Source organism: Pseudomonas sp. WC2 (assembly GCF_050586545.1).
GTDB lineage: Bacteria > Pseudomonadota > Gammaproteobacteria > Pseudomonadales > Pseudomonadaceae > Aquipseudomonas.
In genome coordinates, this window is the sequence record NZ_JBOBDR010000017.1 from 30625 (window position 1) to 55513 (window position 24889).

Consider the following 24889-nt stretch of genomic DNA (forward strand, 5'->3'; position numbering starts at 1 on the left):
CAGGAGTCTTTGCATGTCCGTCCGTCGTACCAAAATCGTCGCTACCCTTGGCCCGGCCAGTAACTCGCCGGAAGTTCTCGAACAGCTGATTCTGGCTGGTCTGGACGTTGCCCGTCTGAACTTCTCCCACGGCACCCCCGACGAGCACAAGGCTCGCGCGAAGCTGGTGCGTGACCTGGCTGCCAAGCACGGTCGCTTCGTCGCCCTGCTGGGTGACCTGCAAGGCCCGAAAATCCGTATCGCCAAATTCGCCAACAAGAAGATCGAGCTGAAGATCGGTGACAAGTTCACCTTCTCCACCAGCCATCCGTTGACCGAAGGCAACCAGCAAGTGGTCGGCATCGACTACCCGGATCTGGTCAAGGACTGCGGCGTAGGCGACGAGCTGCTGCTCGACGACGGCCGCGTGGTGATGCGCGTTGATACCCAAACTGACGACGCACTGCATTGCACCGTGACCATCGGCGGCCCGCTGTCCGACCACAAAGGCATCAACCGTCGCGGTGGCGGCCTGACTGCTCCGGCCCTGACTGAAAAAGACAAGGCCGACATCAAGCTCGCCGCTGAAATGGAAGTCGACTACCTCGCGGTGTCCTTCCCGCGTGACGCTGCCGACATGGAATACGCCCGTCAACTGCGCGACGAAGCCGGCGGCACCGCTTGGCTGGTGGCGAAGATCGAACGTGCTGAAGCCGTCGCAGACGACGAAACCCTCGACGGCCTGATCAAGGCTTCCGATGCGGTGATGGTTGCCCGTGGTGACCTCGGTGTGGAAATCGGCGACGCCGAGCTGGTGGGCATTCAGAAGAAAATCATTCTGCACGCACGCCGCCACAACAAGGCTGTGATCGTCGCGACCCAGATGATGGAGTCGATGATCCAGAACCCGATGCCGACTCGCGCCGAAGTGTCCGACGTGGCCAACGCCGTGCTCGACTACACCGACGCCGTGATGTTGTCTGCCGAATCCGCTGCCGGTCTGTATCCGCTGGAAGCCGTGCAGGCGATGGCGCGCATCTGCGTCGGCGCTGAAAAGCACCCGACCGGCAAGACGTCCAGCCACCGTATCGGCAAGGAATTCACCCGTTGCGACGAAAGCATCGCACTGGCGACCATGTACACCGCCAACCACTTCCCGGGCGTTAAAGCGATCATCGCCCTGACCGAAAGTGGCTACACCCCGCTGATCATGTCGCGCATCCGTTCTTCGGTGCCGATCTACGCGTTCTCGCCGCACCGTGAAACCCAGGCGCGTGCAGCGATGTTCCGTGGCGTGTACACCGTACCGTTCGATCCGGCTTCGCTGGAACCGCACGAAGTCAGCCAGAAGGCGATCGACGAGCTGGTCAAGCGCGGCGTAGTGGAAAAAGGCGACTGGGTCATCCTGACCAAGGGCGACAGCTACCACACCACCGGCGGCACCAACGGCATGAAGATCCTGCACGTGGGCGACCCGCAGGTCTGAGTGATCGGTTGCTGAAAACAAAAAGCCCCGCCATGTGAATGGCGGGGCTTTTTGTTGTCTGCGTTGAATCGAAAGCCCCTCACCCTAGCCCTCTCCCAGAAGGAGAGGGAACTGATCGGGGGATATTGCGCAATTGCACCGACCTGATAGTTCTGCGCTGAATCCGACCGGTTCTTTCAAGTCGATGTATAGCGCATGACACCTCGGTCGGCTCCCTCTCCTTCTGGGAGAGAGCTGGGCGGGCGGCGTTCCGATGAGGGTTGGCTTTTCAATGCCGTCTGATGAATCCGGTCAACGCCGCCAATGCTTCCGGTGAACGCAACCGTTGAGTGAACAACGCGCCCTCCTCCTCAATCACCTGTCGGATCAACGCCCGATCCGGCGCCCTCATCAATTGCTTGCTGATCCGCACCGCCTCCGCCGGCAACTCGTCAAAGCGCAGCGCCACTTCCCGTGCCCTGCTCAACGCTGCCTCGCCGCTGCCCAACGCCTCGGTGGCAATCCCCCACGTGGCGGCCTGTTCGCCGGTAAAACCCTCGCCCAGCAACAACAACTCGGCGGCTTTCGCCTGCCCGAGCAAACGCGGCAGGATCAGGCTGGAGCCGAACTCCGGGCACAATCCGAGGTTGACGAACGGCATACGCAAGCGCGCGTCACGGGCGACGTAAACCAGATCGCAATGCAGCAGCAACGTGGTGCCAATGCCGACCGCTGCGCCGGCCACCGCAGCGATCACGGGTTTACGGCACTCGAGCAAATTGAGCATGAAGTGAAACACCGGGCTGTCGAGGTCGCTTGGCGGTTGCTGGACGAAGTCGGCAATGTCATTGCCGGCGGTGAAGCACTCGGCGCTGCCGGTGATCAGGATGGCGTTGATTTCGGGATCGATGTCGGCCTGTTTCAAGGCCTCCGCGAGGCGAGTGTACATCGCGCGGGTCAGGGCGTTTTTCTTGTCCGGGCGGTTGAGGCGCAGGGTCAGCAGACCGCGTTCGCGTTCGAGCAGGATGGCGTCAGTCATGGTGGGTCTCGCGTCGAAAATTCAGCGCTCAACCACGGCTAAGGAAGACGTCGGCCAACAGTTGATTACGCGGTAATCCCGCCAGGTACAAACGCCGGGCGAAGGCATCGACATTGGCGGTCGAGCCGCAGACTAAGGCCAGGGTTTGCCGGGAAACAAGGCGCAGTTGCGCCAAAGCGGCGGCTGACTCGGCCGCCGTCCACAGCTCGACACTGAGGTTTTCGCGCTGCGCGGCCAGTGCCGCCAGGGGTTTGGCCAAATAATGCTCGCGCTCGTCATGGGCCACATGAATGATGCGGATCGCGCCTTGGTGATCCTGCCGCAAAGCCTCGCGCAGCACGCCAAACAACGGACCCAGCCCGGTGCCAGCGGCCAGCAGCCACAACGGTCGGGAGTTCCAGTCGGGGTCGTAATGCAGGGCACCGCCGCGCAGTTCGCCGAGGCGGATCGGGTCGCCGATCTGCAAGCGCCGCGCGGCGTCACTGAATTCGCCGGGCAAGCGGCAATCGAGGTGGAATTCGAGAAAGCGGTCCTCTTCCGGCAGGCTGGCCAGCGAATAAGGTCGGGCAATGTGATCGATCCACAGCACCAGATGTTGCCCGGCGCTGTAGCGCAATGGTCGTTGCGGGGTCAGGCGCAGGCGCAGGACGTTGTCGCTGAGCCAGTCCAGCGCTTCAACGATGGCCGGGCGGCCGTCGGTGAGCGGATCGAAAGTGTGCACCTGCAAGTCTTCGATCACCTGACACTGACACGCCAGACGCCAGCCTTCCTGCCGTTGCTCGGCGCTCAAGGCATCCGGGCGACTGTCGGCAGGCGAACCCTGCACGCATTGCACCAGGCAGGCATGGCAACTGCCGGCGCGGCAACTGTAGGGGACGGCGACACCGTTCTGATTCAGCGCATCGAGCAGATTGGTGCCCGACACCACCGACCAGCGCCGCTCACCGACACGAAGTTCAGGCATCGACGTTCTCCCATGCCGCCGCACAACGATTGCGACCGTCGCGCTTGGCCCGGTAGAGCGCCTGATCGGCGCGCTGCAAGGCATCGTCGAGATCATCGCCCAGTTCCAGCAGGGTCATGCCCGCCGACAGACTGAGGTTACGCACCTCCAGCCCCACCAGTTCGACATCGGTAAAGGCAACGCGCAAACGCTCGCAACACGCGGTCAGGCTTTCGGCGTCGCAGTCGGGCAGCAGCACCACGAACTCCTCACCCCCATAACGCGCCAGCACATCGCCGTCGCGCAGGCAGGCACCGGCGACACCGGCGAAGGCCTGCAACACCTGGTCGCCGGCGGCATGCCCGTGCAGATCGTTGATGCGCTTGAAGTGGTCGAGGTCGATCAGCGCCAGACCATGGGCCACACCCGTGTCCATTTCGCTCAGCTCACGGGAAGCCAGGCGCAGGAAATGCCGGCGGTTGAACAGCCCGGTCAACTCGTCGGTAGCCACCAGGTCTTCGAGCTGGCGCATCATCCCGCGCAGGGTGTCCTGATGCGCCTGCAAGGCAAAGCGGCGTTGGCGCATGCGTTGTCGCGAGACCTGCACAAAGCGTGCGTAAAGCACCAGCCACGCCAGCACCATCGCCAGCACGCAGACCTGCAACGCCGCGAGCGCCGGTTCCGGCAGGAGGAAGTGATAACCGTCCCACAAGGTGATCGCGCAGAAACTGAAGAACACGAGCAGCGCGCAGCGAATGAAGGCGCGCCGACTGAGATGAAACAGGCCGAACAGCAGAATCAGCACATAGAAGACCAGAAAAGCCCCGCGCGCCTCATCCAGATGGGCGATCAGCCAGGTTTGCCAGCCCAGCCCGAGCAGCACTTGCACTTCAGTCAGGCTCGGGTCGTCGAAGCGCTGGTTACGCCCGGTCCAGAACAGCACGAACAGGGTCGCCTGGCTGATCACCACGAGGGCGCTGCCAATGGCCACCGAGCCGAGGGTCTGGTCGTAATGCCCGGTAAAAAACGCCAGCCACAGCAGCAGCAAAGCCAATCCATAAGTGGCGGTGGCGAGGGCGAAGCGTTTGAGCAAAAGACGTTGAATGGCGTTATGGGTCAATCGTTGACTCACCGTGCGATAGGAGGCTGACCGAGTGTCCTACTCTACAGACCGGCTGCCACTTTAGAGGGCCAGTCGATAAATGACCACCGATTTTCAGGCTCGAAAATTGACGTCAAAAACACACGTATTGCCTGTAGGCGCTGACGCAGACCGCGCTTACAGAATTATGCGGAAGACATGCGACCAACGAATGACTGCCGGCGCGTGTATGCCCTACCGAGGCGCGGTATACTGCCGCGCCTTTTTAGCGTCGCGCCAGCAGCCCCGGCGTGCCCGGCCCCAAGGGCCAGCTTCAAGTTGCAAGCTCCAGGCCGCAAGTTCAAGCAGTCCGCGTACTGCTCCAACTTGCCGCTGATAGCTTGAAGCTTGTAGCTGCCCCATAGAATGTTCCCGTCTTTTAGAGGAGCGCGACTCATGACCGTGATCAAGCAAGACGACCTGATTCAGAGCGTTGCCGACGCCCTGCAGTTCATTTCCTATTACCACCCCGTGGATTTCATCCAGGCGATGCACGAAGCCTACCTGCGCGAAGAATCGCCAGCGGCCCGTGATTCGATGGCGCAGATCCTGATCAACTCGCGCATGTGCGCCACCGGCCATCGCCCGATCTGCCAGGACACCGGTATCGTTACCGTGTTCGTGCGCGTCGGCATGGACGTGCGTTGGGATGGCGCCACCATGGGCCTGGACGACATGATCAACGAAGGCGTGCGTCGCGCCTACAACCTGCCGGAAAACGTCCTGCGTGCCTCGATCCTCGCCGACCCGGCGGGCGCTCGGAAAAACACCAAGGACAACACCCCTGCCGTGATTCACTACTCCATCGTCCCGGGCAATACCGTGGAAGTGGACGTGGCGGCCAAGGGCGGCGGTTCCGAGAACAAGTCGAAAATGGCCATGCTCAACCCGTCCGACTCGATCGTTGACTGGGTGCTGAAGACCGTTCCGACCATGGGCGCCGGCTGGTGCCCACCGGGCATGCTCGGCATCGGCATCGGCGGCACCGCCGAGAAAGCTGCTGTCATGGCCAAAGAAGTGTTGATGGAATCCATCGACATTCATGAGCTGAAGGCCCGTGGCCCACAGAACCGCATCGAAGAAATGCGTCTGGAGCTGTTCGAGAAGGTCAACCAGTTGGGCATCGGCGCCCAGGGCCTCGGTGGCCTGACCACCGTGCTCGACGTGAAAATCATGGACTACCCGACCCACGCCGCCTCGCTGCCGGTGTGCATGATCCCGAACTGCGCTGCCACCCGTCACGCGCACTTCGTGCTCGACGGTACAGGTCCAGCCTCGCTGGAAGCGCCACCGCTGGACGCTTACCCGGAAATCGTCTGGGAAGCCGGCCCGTCGGCTCGCCGCGTCAACCTCGACACCCTGACCCCGGAAGACGTGCAGAGCTGGAAGCCGGGCGAAACCGTCCTGCTCAACGGCAAAATGCTCACCGGTCGCGACGCCGCGCACAAGCGCATGGTCGAGATGCTCAACAAAGGTGAAACCCTGCCGGTCGACCTCAAAGGTCGCTTCATCTACTACGTGGGCCCGGTGGATCCGGTCGGTGACGAAGTGGTTGGCCCGGCAGGCCCGACCACCGCGACGCGGATGGACAAGTTCACCCGTCAGATCCTTGAGCAAACCGGCCTGTTGGGCATGATCGGCAAATCCGAGCGCGGCCCGACCGCAATCGAGGCGATCAAGGACAACAAAGCCGTGTACCTGATGGCTGTCGGCGGCGCGGCTTACCTGGTCGCTCAGGCGATCAAGAAGTCGAAAGTGCTGGCGTTCGCCGAACTGGGCATGGAAGCGATCTACGAGTTCGAGGTCAAGGACATGCCGGTCACCGTCGCGGTGGACAGCAAAGGTGAGTCGGTGCACATCACCGGTCCTGCGATCTGGCAACAGAAGATCAGCGAAAGCCTGGCGGTTGAAGTGCAGTAAGCGCTTCGCCCCATGGAAACGGCCGGCTCACCTGCGAGGGTGAGCCGGCCGTTTTGTTTTTGGCGATAAAAAATCTGTTTATCCAAACTATTCGATCTTGCAAACCTGTCAGATCTGACAGGTTACGCCCCGCCCCGGTCTTGTTAGCGTCAGTCCACCTACGCCCTCCCGTGCAACGGACGCAATCATGGCCGAGCAAGACCTGAGCATCGTTACTCCGTCCATCGCCAAAAGCTCGACCATCGCCACCATCGGCAAGAGTTGGGGCGCGGTCGGCCCGACCGGTGCGGCGTCGTTCGACCTGCCGCTGCCGCTGTCCGCCGGACGCGGTTGGGACCCGCAACTGGCGCTCGGTTACAGCAACCAGGCCGGCAATGGCCCGTTCGGTATTGGTTGGAGCCTGGGCATCGGTCAGATCAGCCGCCGCACCCATAAAGGCGTGCCGCGCTACGACAATCACGACGAGATCGTCGGCCATGACGGCGAAGTGTGGCTGCCGGAACGCGATGATGACGGCGAACTCAAGTCGCGCCTCGAAAGCACTTATCACAGCATCGACATCGGCCAGCACCGCGTGGTGCGCTACTGGCCACGGGTCGAAAGCACTTTTGCCCTGCGCGAGCGCTGGCAGAGCACCGAGCCGGGATCGACGGCGTTCTGGCTGGTGCATGGCAGCGATGGCTCGCTGCACATTTACGGCAAAACCGCCGACTCGCGCCGCGCCGATCCCGATGATGGGCAACGCATCGGCGCTTGGTTGCTCTGCGAAAGCCTGAATGCCCACGGCGAGCACATCTGTTTCGAGTACAAGGCCGACGATCAAGACCTCGACACCGTGCGCGATTACCGAGGCCAGCGCTACCTGTGGCGGGTGCTCTACGGCAATGCCCAGGCACATGCCGCGCCTTACGCTTTCGGCGCGCAAACCCCGGCGGATCTGCAATGGCATTTCCACCTGCTGTTCGACTATGGCGAACGCAGCCGCTCGCTCACTGAAGTCCCGGTGTATGACGGCGACACCCTGCAACCCTGGCTGACGCGCGAGGACCCGTTTTCAACTTACGGTCAGGGCTTCGAAATCGGCACGCGACGGCTGTGTCAGCAAGTGCTGATGTTCCATCACTTTCCGGTCAAGCTGCGCGGCAAACCGGTGCTGGTCCGGCGCTTGTTGCTGGAATATGCCGACACCGCTATGCAATGGTCATTCAGTCAGATCAGCGCCGCGCACTATCAGGCTTATGACGCCAGCGGCCATGTCGAAAGCAGCCCTCCCGTCGAGTTCGACTATAGCGCCTTCACGATCAACACCACCCCGACCCGCCTGTTCGACACGGAAAACATGCCCGGTATCGAGGACGGTCAGTTCTACCAGTGTGTCGATCTATACGGCGAAGGCGTGCCGGGGTTTCTCTGCCGTTATGACCAGGCCTGGTACTACCGCGAGCCGCTGCGCGCGAGGAGCGGGCCGGATGACATCGGCTATGGCCCCTGGACGGCGCTGAGCAGCATTCCAGTGGCCAAGCGCAACAGCGCCGTGCAGCAACTACTCACCGACCTGACCGGCGACGGACGTCTGGATTGGGTCACCGCGCAACCGGGCATGAGCGGTTTCCGCACACTCAATGCCGATCACAGTTGGGCACCGTACACCGCGTTCAAGCAATTCCCCCTCGAATACTTCAATGCCCTGGCGCAATTGGGCGACCTGTCGGGTGACGGTCTCAGTTCGCTCGCACTGATCGGACCACGCTCGGTGCGCCTGTACGCCAACCGCCGCGAAGAGGGTTTTGCTCCAGCGCAAATCGTCGAGCACTCAGCCGAGGACGATCGCCTGCCGCTGTTCAGTAACAGCCCGAACGAACTGGTGTTGCTGGGCAATTTGCTGGGCGGTGATCTGCCTGAGCTGACGCGCATTCGCCACAACGAAATCAAATGCTGGCCGAACCTGGGGCACGGCAAGTTCGGTACCGGACGAGTGATCAGCGCCCTGCCCTTCAGCTACGACGAGTTCCATGCTGAACGGGTGCGCCTCGCCGATCTCGATGGTTCCGGCGCCCCGGCGCTGATCTACCTGAAATCCACTGGTTTCGATATTTACCGCAACCTCGGCGGCAATGGTCTGGAGCAAACGCCTGTGCAGGTGCCGTGGCCGCAGGGCGTGCGCTATGAGCGTCTGTGTCAGGTCAGTTTTGCCGACCTGCAAGGCCTCGGCTGTTCCAGCCTGATCCTGACGGTGCCGCACGTACACCCGCAGCACTGGCGCTACGATTTCGTCGCTGCCAAGCCTTACTTGCTCACGGCCAGCAATAACAACATGGGCTGCAGCGCCACCGTCGAGTACCGCAGTTCGGCGCAGGAATGGCTGGATGAAAAACAGCGCACGCTCATGCTCGAGCGCCTGGCGGTCTGCTACCTGCCGTTCCCGGTGGCAGTGGTCAAACAGCAGTGCCAGCGCGATGAAATTACCGGCAACGCCCTGCGCCAGTCATTCGTTTATGGCGAGGGCGTCTACGACGGCCGCGAGCGCGAGTTCCGTGGTTTCGGCTTCATCCAGCAACACGACAGCGAGAGCGCCAGCGGCGATGACGACGTCGGATTCTCTGCACCGGTGCGGGTGTGCAGCTGGTTTCATACCGGGCAAGCGATGAACCGATCGCGCGACGGTTATTTCGCTCGCGATGACGCGGCGGTCCCGCTGGGCGAGACCCTGTTCAGCCGTTATCACCCGAGTGATGAATGCGACGAAACACAGGATCCCGCGGACGACAGCACCCGCTATGAAATCGCCCGGGCGCTGGTCGGTTCGATCGTGCGCGTGGAAACCTGGGCCAGCGAAGATGACCCGGCATCCGCCACCCCGTACGCCGTGGAAGAACATCGCTACCGTGTACGCGAAGTCCGCCCACGCGGCCCTCACGACACTGCCATCGTGCTACTGCCCATGGCCCTGGAAAAAATCACTTGGCAGTACGAGCGCTTTATCGACGACCCGTTGTGCAGCCACGAGATTGCCCTGCGTCAGGATGAATATGGCCAATCGACGCAAAGCCTGACCGTGCACTACGCCCGTCGACTGACCGACAGCGCCGACCCGCCCTTTACTGACCCGGATGAACAACAGTGGTGGCGTGATGCTCATGATGAGGCGCAGCAACAGTTCTATCTGAGTGAAACCCGCGCGCGCTTCATTCACCTCGATGAGGATCCACAGCAATGGCGGCTGGGGTTGCCTTGGCAGCAACGCGGCGATGCGCTGGTGTTGCCGAAAGGTTCGTTGCCCGCCGGCCTCAATCCGCAGCAGGTGTCTTATGAGCATTTGAGCCAACACCAGGACTCCGCCGAATGGCAGGCCCAACGGGTGCTGACCCAGCAGTCGCTGCAGCGTTATCTCAGTACCGTCGATCAAGCGCCGTTGCCGGATGGTCAAGCGCAATTCGAAGCACTGGCTGGCCCGTTGGAACTGGCGATGATGGACAAGACCGCGCTGCAGGCCTACGACATTCTGCCGCCGCCCTTCGACATCCGCGCGGCACTGGCCGAGATCGGTTACACGCCCATGCAGCCGCTGTTCGAGGCCACGTCAGCCAGCCGAACTGCAGACGACTTGTGGTCATCGCGCTACAGCTTCGCTCAATACAAGAACGCCGAAGGGTTCTATAAGGTTTGCGCCTTCAACGAAACACCGAGCCACGGCGTGACCACTGCCGTATACGACGATTTCCACCTGGCGATCACCCGGGTGACCTTGCCGGACGGCTGCACGACCCAGGTCGAATACGACTATCACGCCCTGCAAGCGCTGCGCATCGTCGATGCCAACGACAATATCCAAGAGGCGATTTACGAACCGTCCGGGCAGCCGCTGACGATCAGTTTCCATGGCAGCGAAAACGGTGTGGCCGCTGGTTTCGATCCGCTGATCGATTACGTGCGGCCCGAAGATCATCGGCCAGACACAGCCATCAACGATCCCCAAGGTGCGCTGCAAAAAGCCGCCAGCACATTGCGCAAGGACTTGTTCAGCTGGATGGGCGAGTTGGCGCTGCACAAGCTCGACACGCAGCAAATCGCCGACTGGGTCGCCGCGCGCCTGATCCTGCCCAGCGGCCATGTCCGCGCCAGCGCCCGCCAACGTCTGGCGCAAAACGCCGCGCTGACGCCTGCGCAACTGGCCCTGCGTGCACTCATCAGCAGCGTGCCTCGCGAACCGGTGCACACCGTGGTGCTCAGCGCCGACCGTTATCCGGATGACCCGGTGCCGGCACAAATCCAGATCATCAAGGCCTGCGTCGACGGCTTTGGCCGCGCGCTGCAAACGCAACAACTGGTCGATCCGGGAACAGCGTATGCGGTGGGCGACGACGGCGCGCTGATCGTTGAGGACGGCAAGCTTCGCGAGGTTCAGGCCGAACAGCGCTGGCGCATCAGCGAACGGGTCGAATACAACAACAAAGGGCTGCCGGTACGGCAGTTCCGGCCATTCTTCGCCGACCGCCATGGCTACGTCGATGACCAGTGTCTGCGCGCACTCGGCTACTACGATCAACTGTTCTACGACCCGCTCGGGCGGTCGATCAAATTGATCAATGCGAAAAAGGACTTCTCTCGCGAGACTTATCATCCCTGGTATCACATCAGCGAAGACTTCAATGACACCGCTGAACCGACACCGGAAAAGGCTCGCCCATGAACGCCAACGTGCATCGACGCACACCAGCGCTTTCGGTAATCGACGGGCGCGGTTTGCCGGTGCGGCAGATCGCCTATCTGCGCAGCGGCGCCGAAGACGCGCCGACCAGCCTGGTCTCGCGGCGCCAACACGACGCCGCCGGACGCGCGATAGCCCAGTGGGATCCGCGCCTGTCAGCGCCCAATCTGGCGACCGTCTATAACCTCGCCGGCGCAGCGCTGAACATCGACAGCGTCGATGCCGGTTGGCGTGTGAGTCTGTTGGGCCGGGCCGGGCAGGCACTCGAACGCTGGGATGCACGGGGCAGCCATTGGCGCATGACCCATGATGATTTGCTGCGCGTCGTCGCCGTTGAAGAAAACGCCGTGGCCGACTACGAAGTCTTCACCTATGCGGGGGCGACGGCAGATGCCGGACGCAATCTGCGCGGGCAGTTGATCGCCCTGCGCGATGCCTCTGGTGGCATGGACTTTCACAGCTACAGCCTGCTCGGCCAGGCGCTGGATGAAACCCGAACCTTTCACGATGCCGAGGTGTACACCAGCCGCCGCGTGCACGGCCCGCAGGGCAACGTGCTGGAACACACCGATGCCGGTGGGCACCGCCAGCAATCGGGCTTTGACCTCGCCGGGCAACTGAAACACGTCAAGCTGCGCCTCCATGGCCAGTCGGCGTGGCAGTCCATTCTGCAAGCCGCGCAGTACAACGCCAGCGGGCAGATCATCGAACAGCAGGCGGGCAATGGCTTGATCAGCCGCTGGGTTTACGACCCGGCCAACGGCACTCTGCGGCGACAAACGGCGCACAAAGCTGCCGAGACGATCCTGCAGGATTTCGAATACACCTACGATCCGGTCGGCAACATCCGCAGGATTGTCGACCACACTTTCATTCCCAGCCATTTCGCCAATCAGCGCGTTGATGGTGATCGTCAATTCAGTTACGACTCGTTATACCGACTGGTGCAAGCCAGCGGTTACGACGACGGCCCTCCCGTGGACAGTCCCGGCCTTCCGCATCCGACCGACCCGGCCGATCGGCGCAACTACACGCGTCGCTACGCCTACGATGCCGGCGGCAATCTGATCGAAACCGTACACGTGCGCGACGGCGCCAGTCATACCCTGCGCCTGTTCATCGATCCGGCCAGCAACAAAGGTGTGCGTTGGAAGGCCGGCGACCCACTGCCGGACTTCAATACGCGGTTCGATGCCAATGGCAATCAACGCCTGCTGCAACCGGGCCAGGATATGCACTGGAACGCCACGGATGAGCTGGAACAGGTGATCCTGGTCAAACGCCCCGGCGCCGTCGACGATGCCGAGCACTATCGCTACAGCCAAGGCACGCGTGTGCACAAACGCCTGGAAACCGCGACCGGGCACTTTCACGACGTGCGTTATCTGCCGGGGCTGGAGATCCGTCGCAAAGAGAGCGGCGAAGAACTGCACGTCATCAGCCTCGCTGCCGGTGCAGGCAATGTCCGTTGTCTGCATTGGCTGACGGGAAAACCCGCCGGCATCGATGCGGATCAACTGCGCTACAGCCTGGAAGATCACCTGGGTTCGAACCTGATGGAACTCGATCAACAGGCCCGGATGATCAGCCACGAAGGCTATTACCCGTTTGGCGCCACGGCGTGGATGGCGGCGCGTTCAGTCGTCGAGGCCGATTACAAAACCGTGCGCTATTCGGGCAAGGAAATGGACGTCAGCGGCTTGTATTACTACGGCTCACGCTATTACGCGCCGTGGCTGCAACGCTGGATCAGCGCTGACCCGGCGGGGGATGTCGACGGGCTGAATCTGTATGGGTTTGTCGGGAACAATCCTGTTCGTTACGTGGATCCGTCAGGCGGCTCGAGAGCCGAGGGGGTGATTCTTCTCTACTCGGCCTTCATTTCAGAGCTCAACGCGCATGCCGAAAGCACGCTGGTGAAAATTCACAATGTGATTCATGAGGAAAATATCCCTGCGAATCTGCTGATAAATCTGGGGGGCGAAATCCTGCTCGGTATTCTCGGAGATGCAGCCGGCGGGATTGGCGGTGACCAGGCAGGGCTGCTGCTTCCAGACCTCCCGCACATCGATATGTACACAGATCCCACCGCATTGACCGGCGGCAACATTGGCGGTGATTTGGCCGAAGCGATGACGGCGCCGGCGACCAATGGTTTCAGGGGGTTCGGGGCGCTCATTCCGCAGACCTCAACGATGTCGATTGCCGCCATCGACAAGCGGTTGGGGCTACCCGGGAGCAGCGGCAAAAACATCGAGAGCTGGGGTGACCTCAAGGACGAAGTGATTCACCCGGCACTCAATAGCGTGCTGAACCCCGAATTCGCCTTGAAACGCGTATTGAGTACCTGGCTACCGTTCATTCCTGGTGTTCTCAACATGATGCAACGGGCGGTTGAGGCTGAAGACATCAAAAACCGCCTCGACCCGGTGAAAATCAACAAGATCGACATGATGCTCGTCGAATGGAAAAGTGCTGTCGAAGACCGCTGGGCACAGGCGGAGAAAGCTTTCGACGCCTTGGGCAGCGATGTGATGTATCCGGCCACGCTGATGCCGAACGTCAACGCGATGACCCCGAAAGAAGCCATCGCACCGATTCATCGGGCGGCATTGGCGCAACAGACGCGGGTGACGCTGGATCTTATCGGGCGCATGCAAAAAGGCATGACCTGGTACAAGGAGACGGGCACGACGGACAATCAGTGGATTCTGAAAAACCCCCGAGTGGCAGCATACCGGGGCCTCAAACTGCAAGTCAGTTCCTGAGCACGGGAACGTCAATGGCTCGCGCAGTCGCTCATCGCACACCCGATCTGCTGGTCAATGACAGTCGGGGTTTGGCCGTGCGCCGCGTGGCATATTTGCGCAAGGTCATCAACGGGCCGGTGCAAACGCTGGTCTCGCATCAGGCGCATGACGTGGTTGGGCGGCTGGTGACGCAACGGGATCCGCGCTTGTCTGGCAGCACGTCGATAGCCAACCTGAGGACGGTGTACAACCTGGCCGGCCAGCCCTTGCTGAATGACAGCGTCGACGCCGGCTGGCGCCTGACTTTGCCAGGACTGGCTGGCGAAGCCCTTGCCCGCTGGGATGCGCGCGGCCAGCACTGGCGCCATCGTTACGATGAACAATTGCGCCCCCTCGGCGTCGAGGTGACTGATCATCCCGACCTCGAAACCTTCACCTACGCCGATGCCTCGGCCGACGCCACGCACAACCTGCGCGGCCAAATGATCGCGCTGAAAGATCCCTCCGGCACCCTGACCTACGACGGTTTCACCCTGTTCGGCGAGCCAATGCGCCAGACCCGCACCTTCGACGACGCACGTCCCCATCACAGCCAACAGACCTTCGGCCCATTGAATCAGTTACTGGCGCAAACGGATGCCGGCGGCCATCGCCAGCGCCTGCACTACGACCGCGCCGGGCAGCTGAAACAGGTCTGGCTTTCGCGCGCAGGCGACACCCAGGCGCAAGCGATTGTGCAGGATGCGCAGTACAACGCGGCCGGTCAGTTGATCGAACGGCTGGCCGGCAACAACGTCCGCAGCCGCTGGCAGTACGACCCGGCCAACGGACGGCTTACAACCTCGCAGGCATCCGTCGCGGGACAGACACCGCTGCAGCATTTCGCCTATGTTTACGACCCCATCGGCAATGTGCTGCGCATCGAAGATCAGGTCTTTCAGCCCGTGTACTTCGCCAACCAGTACATCGCTGGCCATCGCGATTTCGACTACGACTCGCTGTATCGACTGACCCGCGCCAGCGGCCACGACTCCTTGGCCGATCCCGATTTACCCGGTCGCCCGCAGCCCAGCGATCCCAACAACCTGCGCAACTACACCCAGCAGTTCGATTACGACGCCGGCGGCAACCTGACCAGACTGGTGCATGGTCGCGAGATCGGTGGCTACACACGACAGATGTTTGTCGATCCGGCGAGCAACCGTGCCCTGCGCTGGCAAACCGGCGACCCAGCGCCAGACTTCACGGCGTTTTTCGACCGCCACGGCAATCAACGCAAACTCCAGCACGGCCCGGACCTGCAGTGGAATGCGCAGGATCAACTGCAACAGGTGACGCTGCTCAAACACGACAACGGTCTGGCGGATGATCGCGAAATCTATCGCTACAGTCAGGGCGAGCGCGTCAGCAAACGCCACGAGACCTACACCGCCAGGACCACGCACTTTCTGCAGGTGCGCTACCTGCCAGGGCTGGAAATCCGCACCCGCGACAACGGCGAAGAACTCCACGTCATTACCCTGCCCGGCAACGTCCGCTGCCTGCACTGGCGGGCAAACCCACCGGCCGATGTCGCCAACAATCAACTGCGCTACAGCCTCGACGACCATTTGGGCTCGAGCTTGCTGGAGCTGGATCAGCAGGCGCGGCTGATCAGTCGCGAGACTTACTATCCGTTCGGCGGCACTGCGCTGTGGTTACCGAATGCCAATGTCGCGGTGGATTACAAAACGCTGCGTTATTCGGGCAAGGAGATGGATGTCAGCGGTTTGTACTACTACGGTTTGCGCTATTACGCGCCGTGGCTGCAGCGTTGGGTGAGTGCTGACTCATCACACCAGGATGGTTTGAACCTGTACGCTTTTGTGAAAAACAACCCGATGCGCTACGTCGATCCCGACGGGCGAGCCGGCTTCGACTTCTCCTCGCTCTCGAACCTGTTTCGCACAACGGCCAACGTCGCCAGCCAGGCCCATGACATCGCCTCCGAATTCGATGGCGAGGATGAAACGAACGTCAGCCAGAGCACCCGGGACACGATGACCTTTCGCCGCTTCCTCTTCAGCAAAAAAGGCATGACCGCATTTGGTCTCGGTGCGACGATCGGCACCGCCCTCGGTGGCGCTGCCGGTTCCTTCGCGCCCGTCATTGGCAACTCGATCGGCGGTATCGTGGGGGGCTTGGTGGGGGGACTGGCAGGCGCTTACATCCGCTACCGTTTTTTCAAACGTGGCCTTCAAGTGACCGAGGCGCTGCGCACCGCCGAAATCCGCGACGTGACCCGCACCATCGCCGACGGCGCAGATGATGTCGCCAATGGGGCAATCCCTAGCGTCATTCAAGAGCGTTTCGCCGAACTTAAGGAAGAGGTCCTCAACCGCATCCTTGATGAGGTCAGGAAACTTGATCCTCTGGACCAATTGGACTTCACGGAAATGATCGAAGAGGGCAAATCTTACAGAGACGCCTATCGCGCCATCATGAATCGAGCCGGGCTCACGGACCCCGTTAACTCGAGCGAAACGATAGGCGAGGTACCCGTGGTTGCCGCAAGCACACAAAACCGCGGGCAGGTCGTTCTGGAGCTAGATCGATCCGGCCGTTTCGAGCGCCGGGCAAGCTCTGCAAGCCGGCGAGGGGTCTCGGGAAGAACGGATTCGTATCGGCGTGCCAATCGTGTATCGCGCAGACAGACCCACCTCGAGTCTGCCGTTTAGCGGCAACCTGCCCGGCGAACGAACCGTTGAACGCCGGGGTGAGAGGGCATGCGTGGGAGACAGGTCCCGCGCATGCTATCTTGCCCGCCCGTCCTGCCGACCCTTCGCCCCGTATGCTGCCGACTTCCCGTACCCTGCGCCTGTCGTTGTACACACTGCTGATTGTTGCCGGCACGGCGCTTGCCGCAACGCTTGCGATCCGCCACGCCGAACGTCAGGCGCTGGAAGAAGACGCCGCCCGCGCCAACCAGCAACTGGCGTTGTACGCCAACTCCCTGCATACCCTGATTGACCGCTATCGCGCCCTCCCCGCCGTGCTCGCGCTGGACCCGCAATTGCGCGCGGCGCTGGCCGGCCCGGTGGATGCCGAAGAACAGGCCGCGCTGAATCTGAAGCTGGAAAAAATCAACGGCGCGGCGCAATCCTCGACCCTTGAACTGCTCGACCACACCGGCCTCGCCGTGGCGGCGAGCAACTGGCGGCTACCGAGCAGTTACGTCGGCCACAACTATGGTTTCCGCCCCTACTTCAGCCAGACCCGCACCCAGGGCACGGGGCGTTTTTACGCCGTGGGCGTGACCAGCGGGATTCCCGGTTACTTCCTCTCCAGCGCGGTGCTCGGCGACCACGACGAGTTTCTCGGGGCGATGGTGGTCAAGCTGGAATTCCCTGAACTGGAACGCGAGTGGAGCCAAGGCAGCGACACGCTGCTGGTCAGCGATGCGCGCGGAATCATCTTCATCGCCAATCAGCCCGGCTGGCGTTATCGCGCGCTGCGGCCACTGAGCGCCAGCGACATGGCCGAGATCAAAGCCACGCGCCAGTACGATAAACAATCGCTGGTGCCGCTGACGCATCTGGCCGTACGCAGCTTTGACGACAACAGTGATCTGCGCCGGGTCGAAGGCCCGCAAGGCACGGCGGATTATCTGTGGGAATCGCTGCCGCTGACCACCGAAGGCTGGACGCTGCACCTGCTGCGCCATCCGCAAGTGGCATTCGAAGATTTGCGCAACGCCGGGCTGGCTGCTGCCGGCGTGTGGCTGGCCGTGGTTTTTCTGTTGTTGTTCCTTAACCAGCGCTGGCGTCTGGCGAAGATGCGTCAGCGCAGCCGCGAGGAGCTTGAGCAACTGGTCGAAGAACGCACCCGCGACTTGCGCACCGCGCAGGACGGTCTGGTGCAGTCGGCCAAACTCGCCGCACTCGGCCAGATGTCTGCGGCGCTGGCCCACGAAATCAATCAGCCGCTGACCGCTCAGCGCATGCAACTGGCAACCCTGCGTCTGCTGCTCGACCATGGCCGTGTCGATGACGCTTACAAAGCACTGAAACCGGTGGATGACATGCTGACGCGCATGGCCGCGCTCACTGGCCACCTCAAGACTTTCGCCCGCAAGAGCCCTAGCGGCCTGCGCGAGCGGCTGGATCTGGCCACGGTGGTCGATCAGTCATTGCAGTTGCTGGACGCGCGACTGCGTGACGAACAGGTCAGCCTGGTGTTGCACCTGGCCCGTCCGGCGTGGGTGCGCGGCGATGCGATCCGCCTCGAACAAGTGTTGATCAACTTGCTGCGCAACGCCCTCGATGCGCTGCACGGCAAACCGTGCAAACGTCTGGAAATCCGCCTCGAGGCTGACGAGCAGTTGTGGCGACTGAGTGTGATCGACAACGGCGGTGGGATAGCTGAAGAGCATCTGGGCCAAGTGTTCGATCCGTTCTTCACCACTAAACCCGTCGGGGACGGTCTGGGTCTGGGGCTGGCCGTGTCGTTTGCCATCGTGCATGAATCCGGCGGCCGTCTGAGCGCCGAGAATGGCGACAGCGGCGCGGTGTTCAGCCTGACCTTGCCGATCGATCTGGAGGCGCACATCTGATGCTCAATGCGGTAATGGTGGTCGATGACGAGAGCAGCATTCGCAGCGCCGTCGAACAATGGCTGAGCCTGTCAGGCTTCGAGGTGCAGCTGTTCAGCCGCGCCGAAGACTGCCTCGCCGCCCTGCCCACGCACTTCCCCGGGGTGATCCTCAGCGACGTGCGCATGCCCGGCATCGGCGGCCTGGCGTTGCTGGCCGAAGTGCAGAAACGTGATGCCGATCTGCCGGTGATTCTGCTCACCGGCCACGGCGATGTGCCGATGGCGGTCGAAACGATGCGCGATGGCGCGTATGACTTTCTGGAAAAACCCTTCAGCCCGGAAACCTTGCTCGGCAGCCTGCGTCGGGCGCTGGACAAACGCCGCTTGGTGCTGGAAAACCGTGCCCTGCACGAACAGGCCGACAACCGCGCCAAGCTTGATGCGACGTTGCTCGGCGTGTCCCGTGGTTTGCAGAACCTGCGCCGCCAGGTGCTGGATCTGGCTGCACTGCCGGTCAATGTGCTGATCCGTGGCGAGACCGGCAGCGGCAAGGAACTGGTCGCGCGCTGCCTGCATGATTTCGGCCCACGGGCGGACAAGCCTTTCGTGGCGCTCAATTGCGCGGCCATCCCTGAACAACTGTTCGAAGCCGAGTTGTTCGGCCACGAAAGCGGCGCATTCACCGGCGCGTCGGGCAAGCGCATCGGCAAACTCGAATACGCCGATGGCGGCACGCTGTTCCTCGATGAAATCGAAAGCATGCCGTTGGCCCAGCAAGTGAAATTGCTGCGGGTTTTACAAGAACAAAAGCTTGAACGGCTGGGCTCGAACCAGAGCATTCGCGTCGACTTGCGGATTGTCGCGGCGACCAAACCGGACTTGCTCGACGAAGCCCGCGCCGGGCGTTTTCGCGAAGACCTCGCCTATCGCCTGAACGTCGCCGAACTGCGTTTGCCGCCGCTGCGCGATCGTCGTGAAGACATTCCGCTGCTGTTCGAAACCTTTGCCCAGAGTGCGGCTCAACGTTTGGGCCGGACCTTTCCACCGTTAACGGGCGCACAGTTGAGTCACCTGCTCAGCCATGACTGGCCGGGCAATGTCCGTGAACTGGCCAACGTCGCCGAACGGCAAGTGCTGGGGCTGGATGAGCCAGCGCCGGGGATTGATCCGGGCCAGTCGCTGGCAGCGCAGCAGGAAGCGTTCGAGGCACAGTGCTTGCGCGCGGCGTTGACCCGGCACAAGGGTGACGTGAAAGCCGTACTCGAAGAACTGCAGCTGCCACGGCGCACCTTCAATGAAAAAATGCAGCGGCATGGGTTGAGTCGGGAGATGTTTTTGAGCGAGTGAGTCGGGCTTGGGACTTTCGCTGTGGCTGAAATCTTTTCCCCCCTCACCCCAGCCCTCCCCGGGAGAGGGTTGGGGTGAGGGGCTTTGGACTTTCATCCCCGTGAGCGGAAATCCGCTCACCAAACCAAAACAATCGGCATAAAACCGCCCACCCAATCCCTTCCCCCCCTCTAAACCGGCCCTCCCCCCGTTGGCACAGCTCCTGCTATAGCCCCCGCAGGCTGCGTTTTAACGCGCTCCACAAAAACAATTAAACGAAGGATCCTTCAATGGATAACTCCAACGCCCTGCCACTTGGGTCGGCTGCCGTGCCCGCCAAAGAAAGAACCACCGCCAGCCGGATCAAATCGATCTTCAGCGGTTCCGTCGGCAACATGGTCGAGTGGTACGACTGGTATGTGTATGCCGCCTTCTCGCTGTACTTCGCCAAGACCTTCTTCCCCGCCGGCTCTTCCACCGCCCAGCTGATGAACACCGCCGCGATCTTCGCCGTCGGCTTCCTGATGCGCCCGATCGGTGGCTGGCTGATGGGTTTGTACGCCGACAAGGTCGGACGCAAGAAAGCCCTGATGGCCTCGGTCTACCTGATGTGCTTCGGCTCGCTGTTGATCGCCCTCAGCCCGAACTACGAAACCATCGGCATCGGCGCACCGATCCTGCTGGTGTTCGCGCGACTGCTGCAAGGTCTGTCGGTCGGTGGCGAGTACGGCACCTCGGCCACCTATCTCTCGGAGATGGCGACCAAGGAACGTCGCGGGTTCTTCTCGAGCTTCCAGTACGTGACCCTGATCTCCGGCCAGCTCATCGCGCTGGGCGTGCTGATCGTGCTGCAGAACGTGCTGACCACTGAACAGTTGTACGCGTGGGGCTGGCGTATTCCGTTCGCCATCGGCGCGCTGTGTGCGGTCGTGGCGCTGTACCTGCGTCGCGGCATGGAAGAAACCGAGTCGTTCACCAAGAAAGAGAAGTCCAAGGAAAGCGCAATGCGCACCTTGATGCGCCATCCGAAAGAGCTGTTGACCGTGGTCGGCCTGACCATGGGCGGCACCCTGGCGTTCTACACCTACACCACCTACATGCAGAAATACCTGGTGAACACCGTCGGCATGAGCATCTCCGACTCGACCACCATTTCTGCCGCCACGCTGTTCCTGTTCATGTGCCTGCAGCCGATCATCGGCGGCCTGTCGGACAAGATCGGTCGTCGTCCGATCCTGATCGCCTTCGGCGTGCTGGGGACGATCTTCACCGTGCCGATCCTGATGACCCTGCACACCATCCAAACCTGGTGGGGCGCGTTCTTCCTGATCATGGCAGCGCTGATCATCGTCAGCGGCTACACCTCGATCAACGCGGTGGTGAAGGCCGAACTGTTCCCGACTGAAATCCGCGCCCTGGGCGTCGGCCTGCCGTACGCACTGACCGTATCGATCTTCGGCGGCACCGCCGAATACATCGCGCTGTGGTTCAAGAGCATCGGCATGGAAACCGGCTACTACTGGTACGTGACGGCGTGCATTGCCGTGTCGCTGCTGGTGTATGTGACCATGAAGGACACCCAGAAGCATTCTCGTATCGTCACTGACTGATCGGGATTTCACAGCTACTGCAACGGTGGCTGTGATGGACCCTTCGCGAGCAGGCTCGCTCCCACATTTGGAATGCATTTCCCTGTGGGAGCGAGCCTGCTCGCGAATGGGGTCACCGCGTTATCCAGACCTGCATAAAAAAATCCTCACCTGCGCCGCACAGCGATTAATCGCTAATTAATCCTGCCCCCTCACTCTGCAATCACCTGATCGATGACCTGCGCGACGCTCGCTCCGACGACGAAAGCGATTTAAACGTGCCGCCCTTAATATCAATTTAATCGATAGTTAATAGCATTAATTTGCGCTTTTTAATCAATTTATTTGGCGTAGCATGAAACCCATGCAAGACACACCCGCCAACGAATCTGGAGTAACCAACATGAAAACCCAACTGATCCTCGCCCTGACCCTGTCCGTACTGGCCGCCAACACCTTCGCTGCCGATGGCTCCGACAGAACCAAATCCGCCGATTTCATCAACGGCGCCAGCGCTGCCATCGAAACCAGCCACACCGGTTCTTACGCCGCTGACGGTTTTGATAAAACCAGCATTGGCAAAGCTGTGGCTGCCGACGGTTTCGATAAAACCGGTACTGCCGCTGCCATCAGCTGACACACAGCAGTTCCTTCACAGCCCGGCCTTGGCCGGGCTTAGTCATTTCTGGCGCATGACAATTTCATGAGTTCACACCAAACCCTGTGGGAGCGAGCCTGCTCGCGAAGACGTCATTTCAGTCGACATCGTTGTGAATGACCCGGCGCTTTCGCGAACAGGCTCGCTCCTACAGGGGATTTCATCGATTGGAATATCGGTGTCTGGCTGGAAATATGTGGCGTCTGCTTGCACTATTGGCCATCTGATTCAGACCTCTCCAGGACCACCCACCATGCCCGATGACATCCACTTCTACGAACCCGCCAACGGCCACGGTCTGCCCCACGATCCGTTCAACGCCATCGTCGGCCCGCGCCCGATTGGCTGGATTTCCTCGCAGGATGCCCACGGTCAGTTGAACCTGGCGCCGTACAGTTTCTTCAATGCCTTCAACTACATTCCGCCGATCATCGGGTTCTCCAGCGTCGGGCGCAAAGACAGCCTGAACAACATCGAGCAGACCGGCGAATTCGTCTGGAACCTCGCCACCCGCCCGCTGGCCGAGCAGATGAACCAGAGCTGCGCAATGGTCGCGCCGGAGGTCAACGAGTTTGAATTGGCGGGCTTGACGACGGTGGCGTCGAAGGTGATTTCGGTGCCGCGAGTGGCCGAAAGCCCGGTGTCCTTCGAGTGCAAGGTCACGCAGATCATTCAGTTGCAGCGCGCCGATGGCGAGACCGTGCCGAGCTGGCTGATCCTCGGCGAAGTGGTCGCCGTGCATATTGCCAAGTGGCTGTTGAAGGACGGCATCTACGACACCGCCGCGGCAGAACCGATTCTGCGCGGCGGCGGGCCGGCGGATTACTTCCAGCTGGGGCCTGAAGCCCTGTTCAAGATGTGGCGTCCGGGCGCAACCCAGTAACGCGTTACCAGATCAACTCGGCGTCGTCAGTGACGCCCTTGAGGTTGTCCAGCTCATTGATCGCGGCTTCATCGGCGGCGATGGCGCCGGGGAAAACCTGATCATTCAGCAGTTTGTGAAAGCGTGGTGCGCCGCCATCGACCAGGGCCTTGACCGCGATTGCCGCGTGATAGCCCTTGTTGCCGCCCAACTCGACGGGAACGACTGCGGAAACTGCTTCGAAGTGTTCAAACTCTTTACGTGCCATGTCACACATCCCGGCTCAGACAAATTAAGCCGGACATTAAACCCTCAACCGACGAGTTTGTGTACCGGCGCCGGGCATTGACCGAGGGCTTGCGCCGCTGAAACGTCCTTGAAGGTATGGAAGTCGAGGCTGTTGACCACCAGCTCCTGCACCAGTTCGGCGAAGATTTCCATCGCCGGACTGTTGAAATAGTTAGTCATCATTTGCTGGCTGCTCCAGAACCCGGAGACCAGCCACAACTCGGGATCACACTGCGAATGCTGCAAGGCGAAGCTCAGGCAACCGGGGGCAGCGCGAGAAGGATCGATCAACGCGCTGAGGCGTACACCGAGTTCCGCCGAACGCCCGGCGCGCGCTCGAACGAAGGCCATATGACTGACGGGAATCTGCTTGGACATGTTCAACCCTCCCAGGGAGTCGCGTGGCAGCCGGGGGCGGGCTGCGACAGGATCAAAGGTTAAGGGCCACGCGCTGGCTGCCGTTAGTCGATTCCTGCCGCCGCGTTGCACAATCCTGCGAGACTGCACACAAGCGCTGTAACAACCTGTAAAAGACCGTCACACGGCTGTCACACGGGTATCAAGCAAGTTTGCCGGACTATGTCCTGCTATGGCTGAACCCACGCGCAAGCCCAAGCAGAATCAGGCAAGCATTTCGCAGGATGTGTCTACCGCTGGCGCTTGCACAAACATATGCTCTGCTCCATTCCACCTCCCCTGCCGAGGATGCCGTGCATGACGTCATTCGATCGTTTTCAAGCCGAACCCAGCGCTGACATGGAAAAACAGCGTGCGGAACTGGCGGCGATCATCCGCCGCAACACCACCGACGATGGCAGCTATGAGACCGCCATCGGTTCGCTGTACATGTCGCGCCACACCAAATCCCACGACTTCGCCCCGGTGCTCGCGCAACCGGCGCTGTGCATCATGGCCCAGGGTCGCAAAGAGGTGCGGCTGGCGGACGAGTTCTTCAATTACGACCCGCTGAATTATCTCGTGGTGTCGGTTTCGATGCCGCTGAGCGGGCGCGTGGTCAATGTCTCGCCAGAGGAGCCGATCCTCGCCGTGCGCCTCGATATCGACCCGGCAGAAATCACTGCACTGATCGCCGACGCCGGGCCGATGGGCGTGCCGACTCGACCGACCGGACGTGGCTTGTACGTGGAAAAAATCGACAGTTCGATGCTCGACGCGGTGCTGCGTCTGGCACGTTTGCTCGATGCGCCGAAAGACATCGCCATGCTCGCGCCGCTGATTCGCCGGGAGATTCTCTATCGCCTGCTGCGCAGTCCGCAGGGCCATCGTTTGTATGAGATCGCGATTGCCAACAGTCAGAGCCATCGCATCAGCCAGGCGATCAAATGGCTCAACGGCAATTTTGAGCAGCCGTTGCGCATTGATGATCTGGCCAGGGAAGTGAACCTCAGCGTGTCGACCTTGCATCACCGCTTCAAAGCGATGACGGCGATGAGTCCGCTGCAGTATCAGAAGCAGTTGCGGTTGCAGGAGGCGCGGCGGTTGATGCTGGCCGAGGGGCTTGAGGCGTCGGCGGCGGGGTATCGGGTGGGGTATGAGAGTCCGTCGCAGTTCAGCCGTGAATACAGTCGGTTGTTTGGTGCGCCGCCGTTAAGGGATTTGGCGCGGTTGCGGCTGTCTGTCTGATCGGG

16 protein-coding genes are annotated in these 24889 nt (G+C 61.4%); 11 read left to right on the plus strand and 5 right to left on the minus strand.

From position 1 onward, the window contains the following. Positions 1 to 13: 13 nt before the first annotated feature. The gene (gene pyk, locus ACQ4OE_RS20305; RefSeq protein ID WP_122589649.1) at positions 14 to 1465 is read left to right on the plus strand and encodes a pyruvate kinase; all 1452 of its coding nucleotides are present in this window, start codon (positions 14 to 16) and stop codon (positions 1463 to 1465) included. A 268-nt stretch (positions 1466 to 1733) separates the two neighbouring features. Here the strand turns inward: pyk and ACQ4OE_RS20310 are convergent, their stop codons facing one another. Genes ACQ4OE_RS20310 through ACQ4OE_RS20320 form a run of 3 tightly spaced genes read right to left on the minus strand, consistent with a single transcriptional unit; the run spans position 1734 to position 4546 of the window. Further along, a complete protein-coding gene (locus ACQ4OE_RS20310; protein WP_430947684.1) occupies positions 1734 to 2483 on the minus strand; it encodes an enoyl-CoA hydratase-related protein in 750 nt (249 codons plus the stop codon). Positions 2484 to 2511: 28 nt separating this feature from the next. Further along, positions 2512 to 3447 carry an iron-sulfur-binding ferredoxin reductase gene (locus ACQ4OE_RS20315; protein WP_430947685.1) on the minus strand — a complete coding sequence of 312 codons (936 nt, stop codon included), beginning with the start codon at positions 3445 to 3447 and terminating at the stop codon, positions 2512 to 2514. Continuing rightward, a complete protein-coding gene (locus tag ACQ4OE_RS20320) occupies positions 3440 to 4546 on the minus strand; it encodes a diguanylate cyclase domain-containing protein (RefSeq protein WP_430947686.1) in 1107 nt (368 codons plus the stop codon). The genes ACQ4OE_RS20315 and ACQ4OE_RS20320 overlap by 8 nt, the downstream gene beginning before the upstream one ends. A 417-nt stretch (positions 4547 to 4963) precedes the next feature. Between ACQ4OE_RS20320 and ACQ4OE_RS20325 the strand changes: the two genes are divergently transcribed. From ACQ4OE_RS20325 to ACQ4OE_RS20365, 9 genes are all read left to right on the plus strand, one after another. Next, positions 4964 to 6487, plus strand: coding sequence for a fumarate hydratase (locus tag ACQ4OE_RS20325; RefSeq protein WP_122589657.1), 1524 nt, complete (start codon positions 4964 to 4966; stop codon positions 6485 to 6487). A 187-nt stretch (positions 6488 to 6674) separates the two neighbouring features. Beyond that, positions 6675 to 11177 (plus strand): SpvB/TcaC N-terminal domain-containing protein, encoded by a 4503-nt coding sequence (locus ACQ4OE_RS20330; RefSeq protein WP_430947687.1) that lies wholly within the window; start codon positions 6675 to 6677, stop codon positions 11175 to 11177. Continuing rightward, positions 11174 to 13963 (plus strand): RHS repeat domain-containing protein, encoded by a 2790-nt coding sequence (locus tag ACQ4OE_RS20335; RefSeq protein ID WP_430947688.1) that lies wholly within the window; start codon positions 11174 to 11176, stop codon positions 13961 to 13963. The genes ACQ4OE_RS20330 and ACQ4OE_RS20335 overlap by 4 nt, the downstream gene beginning before the upstream one ends. Before the next feature lie 77 nt (positions 13964 to 14040). Then, entirely contained in the window at positions 14041 to 16662 is a 2622-nt protein-coding gene (locus ACQ4OE_RS20340; protein ID WP_430947746.1) for an RHS repeat domain-containing protein, read from the plus strand. A 113-nt stretch (positions 16663 to 16775) separates the two neighbouring features. Further along, positions 16776 to 18536 (plus strand): ATP-binding protein, encoded by a 1761-nt coding sequence (locus ACQ4OE_RS20345; RefSeq protein WP_430947689.1) that lies wholly within the window; start codon positions 16776 to 16778, stop codon positions 18534 to 18536. Beyond that, positions 18536 to 19864 carry a sigma-54-dependent transcriptional regulator gene (locus ACQ4OE_RS20350; RefSeq protein WP_430947690.1) on the plus strand — a complete coding sequence of 443 codons (1329 nt, stop codon included), beginning with the start codon at positions 18536 to 18538 and terminating at the stop codon, positions 19862 to 19864. Before ACQ4OE_RS20345 ends, ACQ4OE_RS20350 begins: the two co-directional genes overlap by 1 nt. Before the next feature lie 269 nt (positions 19865 to 20133). Then, complete coding sequence (locus tag ACQ4OE_RS20355) at positions 20134 to 21453, plus strand: MFS transporter (protein ID WP_103306415.1); 1320 nt, start codon at positions 20134 to 20136, stop codon at positions 21451 to 21453. 382 nt (positions 21454 to 21835) lie between these two features. Continuing rightward, complete coding sequence (locus tag ACQ4OE_RS20360; protein WP_122589670.1) at positions 21836 to 22069, plus strand: hypothetical protein; 234 nt, start codon at positions 21836 to 21838, stop codon at positions 22067 to 22069. Between the two features lie 274 nt (positions 22070 to 22343). After that, positions 22344 to 22973, plus strand: coding sequence for a flavin reductase family protein (locus tag ACQ4OE_RS20365; protein WP_122589672.1), 630 nt, complete (start codon positions 22344 to 22346; stop codon positions 22971 to 22973). A gap of 4 nt (positions 22974 to 22977) precedes the next feature. Here the strand turns inward: ACQ4OE_RS20365 and ACQ4OE_RS20370 are convergent, their stop codons facing one another. Together ACQ4OE_RS20370 and ACQ4OE_RS20375 are read right to left on the minus strand one after the other, a co-directional pair. After that, positions 22978 to 23220, minus strand: coding sequence for a hypothetical protein (locus tag ACQ4OE_RS20370; protein WP_016985292.1), 243 nt, complete (start codon positions 23218 to 23220; stop codon positions 22978 to 22980). Between the two features lie 44 nt (positions 23221 to 23264). Beyond that, a complete protein-coding gene (locus ACQ4OE_RS20375; protein ID WP_122589674.1) occupies positions 23265 to 23618 on the minus strand; it encodes an antibiotic biosynthesis monooxygenase family protein in 354 nt (117 codons plus the stop codon). A gap of 336 nt (positions 23619 to 23954) precedes the next feature. On the opposite strand from ACQ4OE_RS20375, the gene ACQ4OE_RS20380 reads away from it, so the two are divergent. After that, positions 23955 to 24884, plus strand: a complete 930-nt coding sequence (locus ACQ4OE_RS20380; RefSeq protein WP_122589676.1) for an AraC family transcriptional regulator — start codon at positions 23955 to 23957, stop codon at positions 24882 to 24884. The last annotated feature ends 5 nt before the right edge of the window (positions 24885 to 24889 follow it).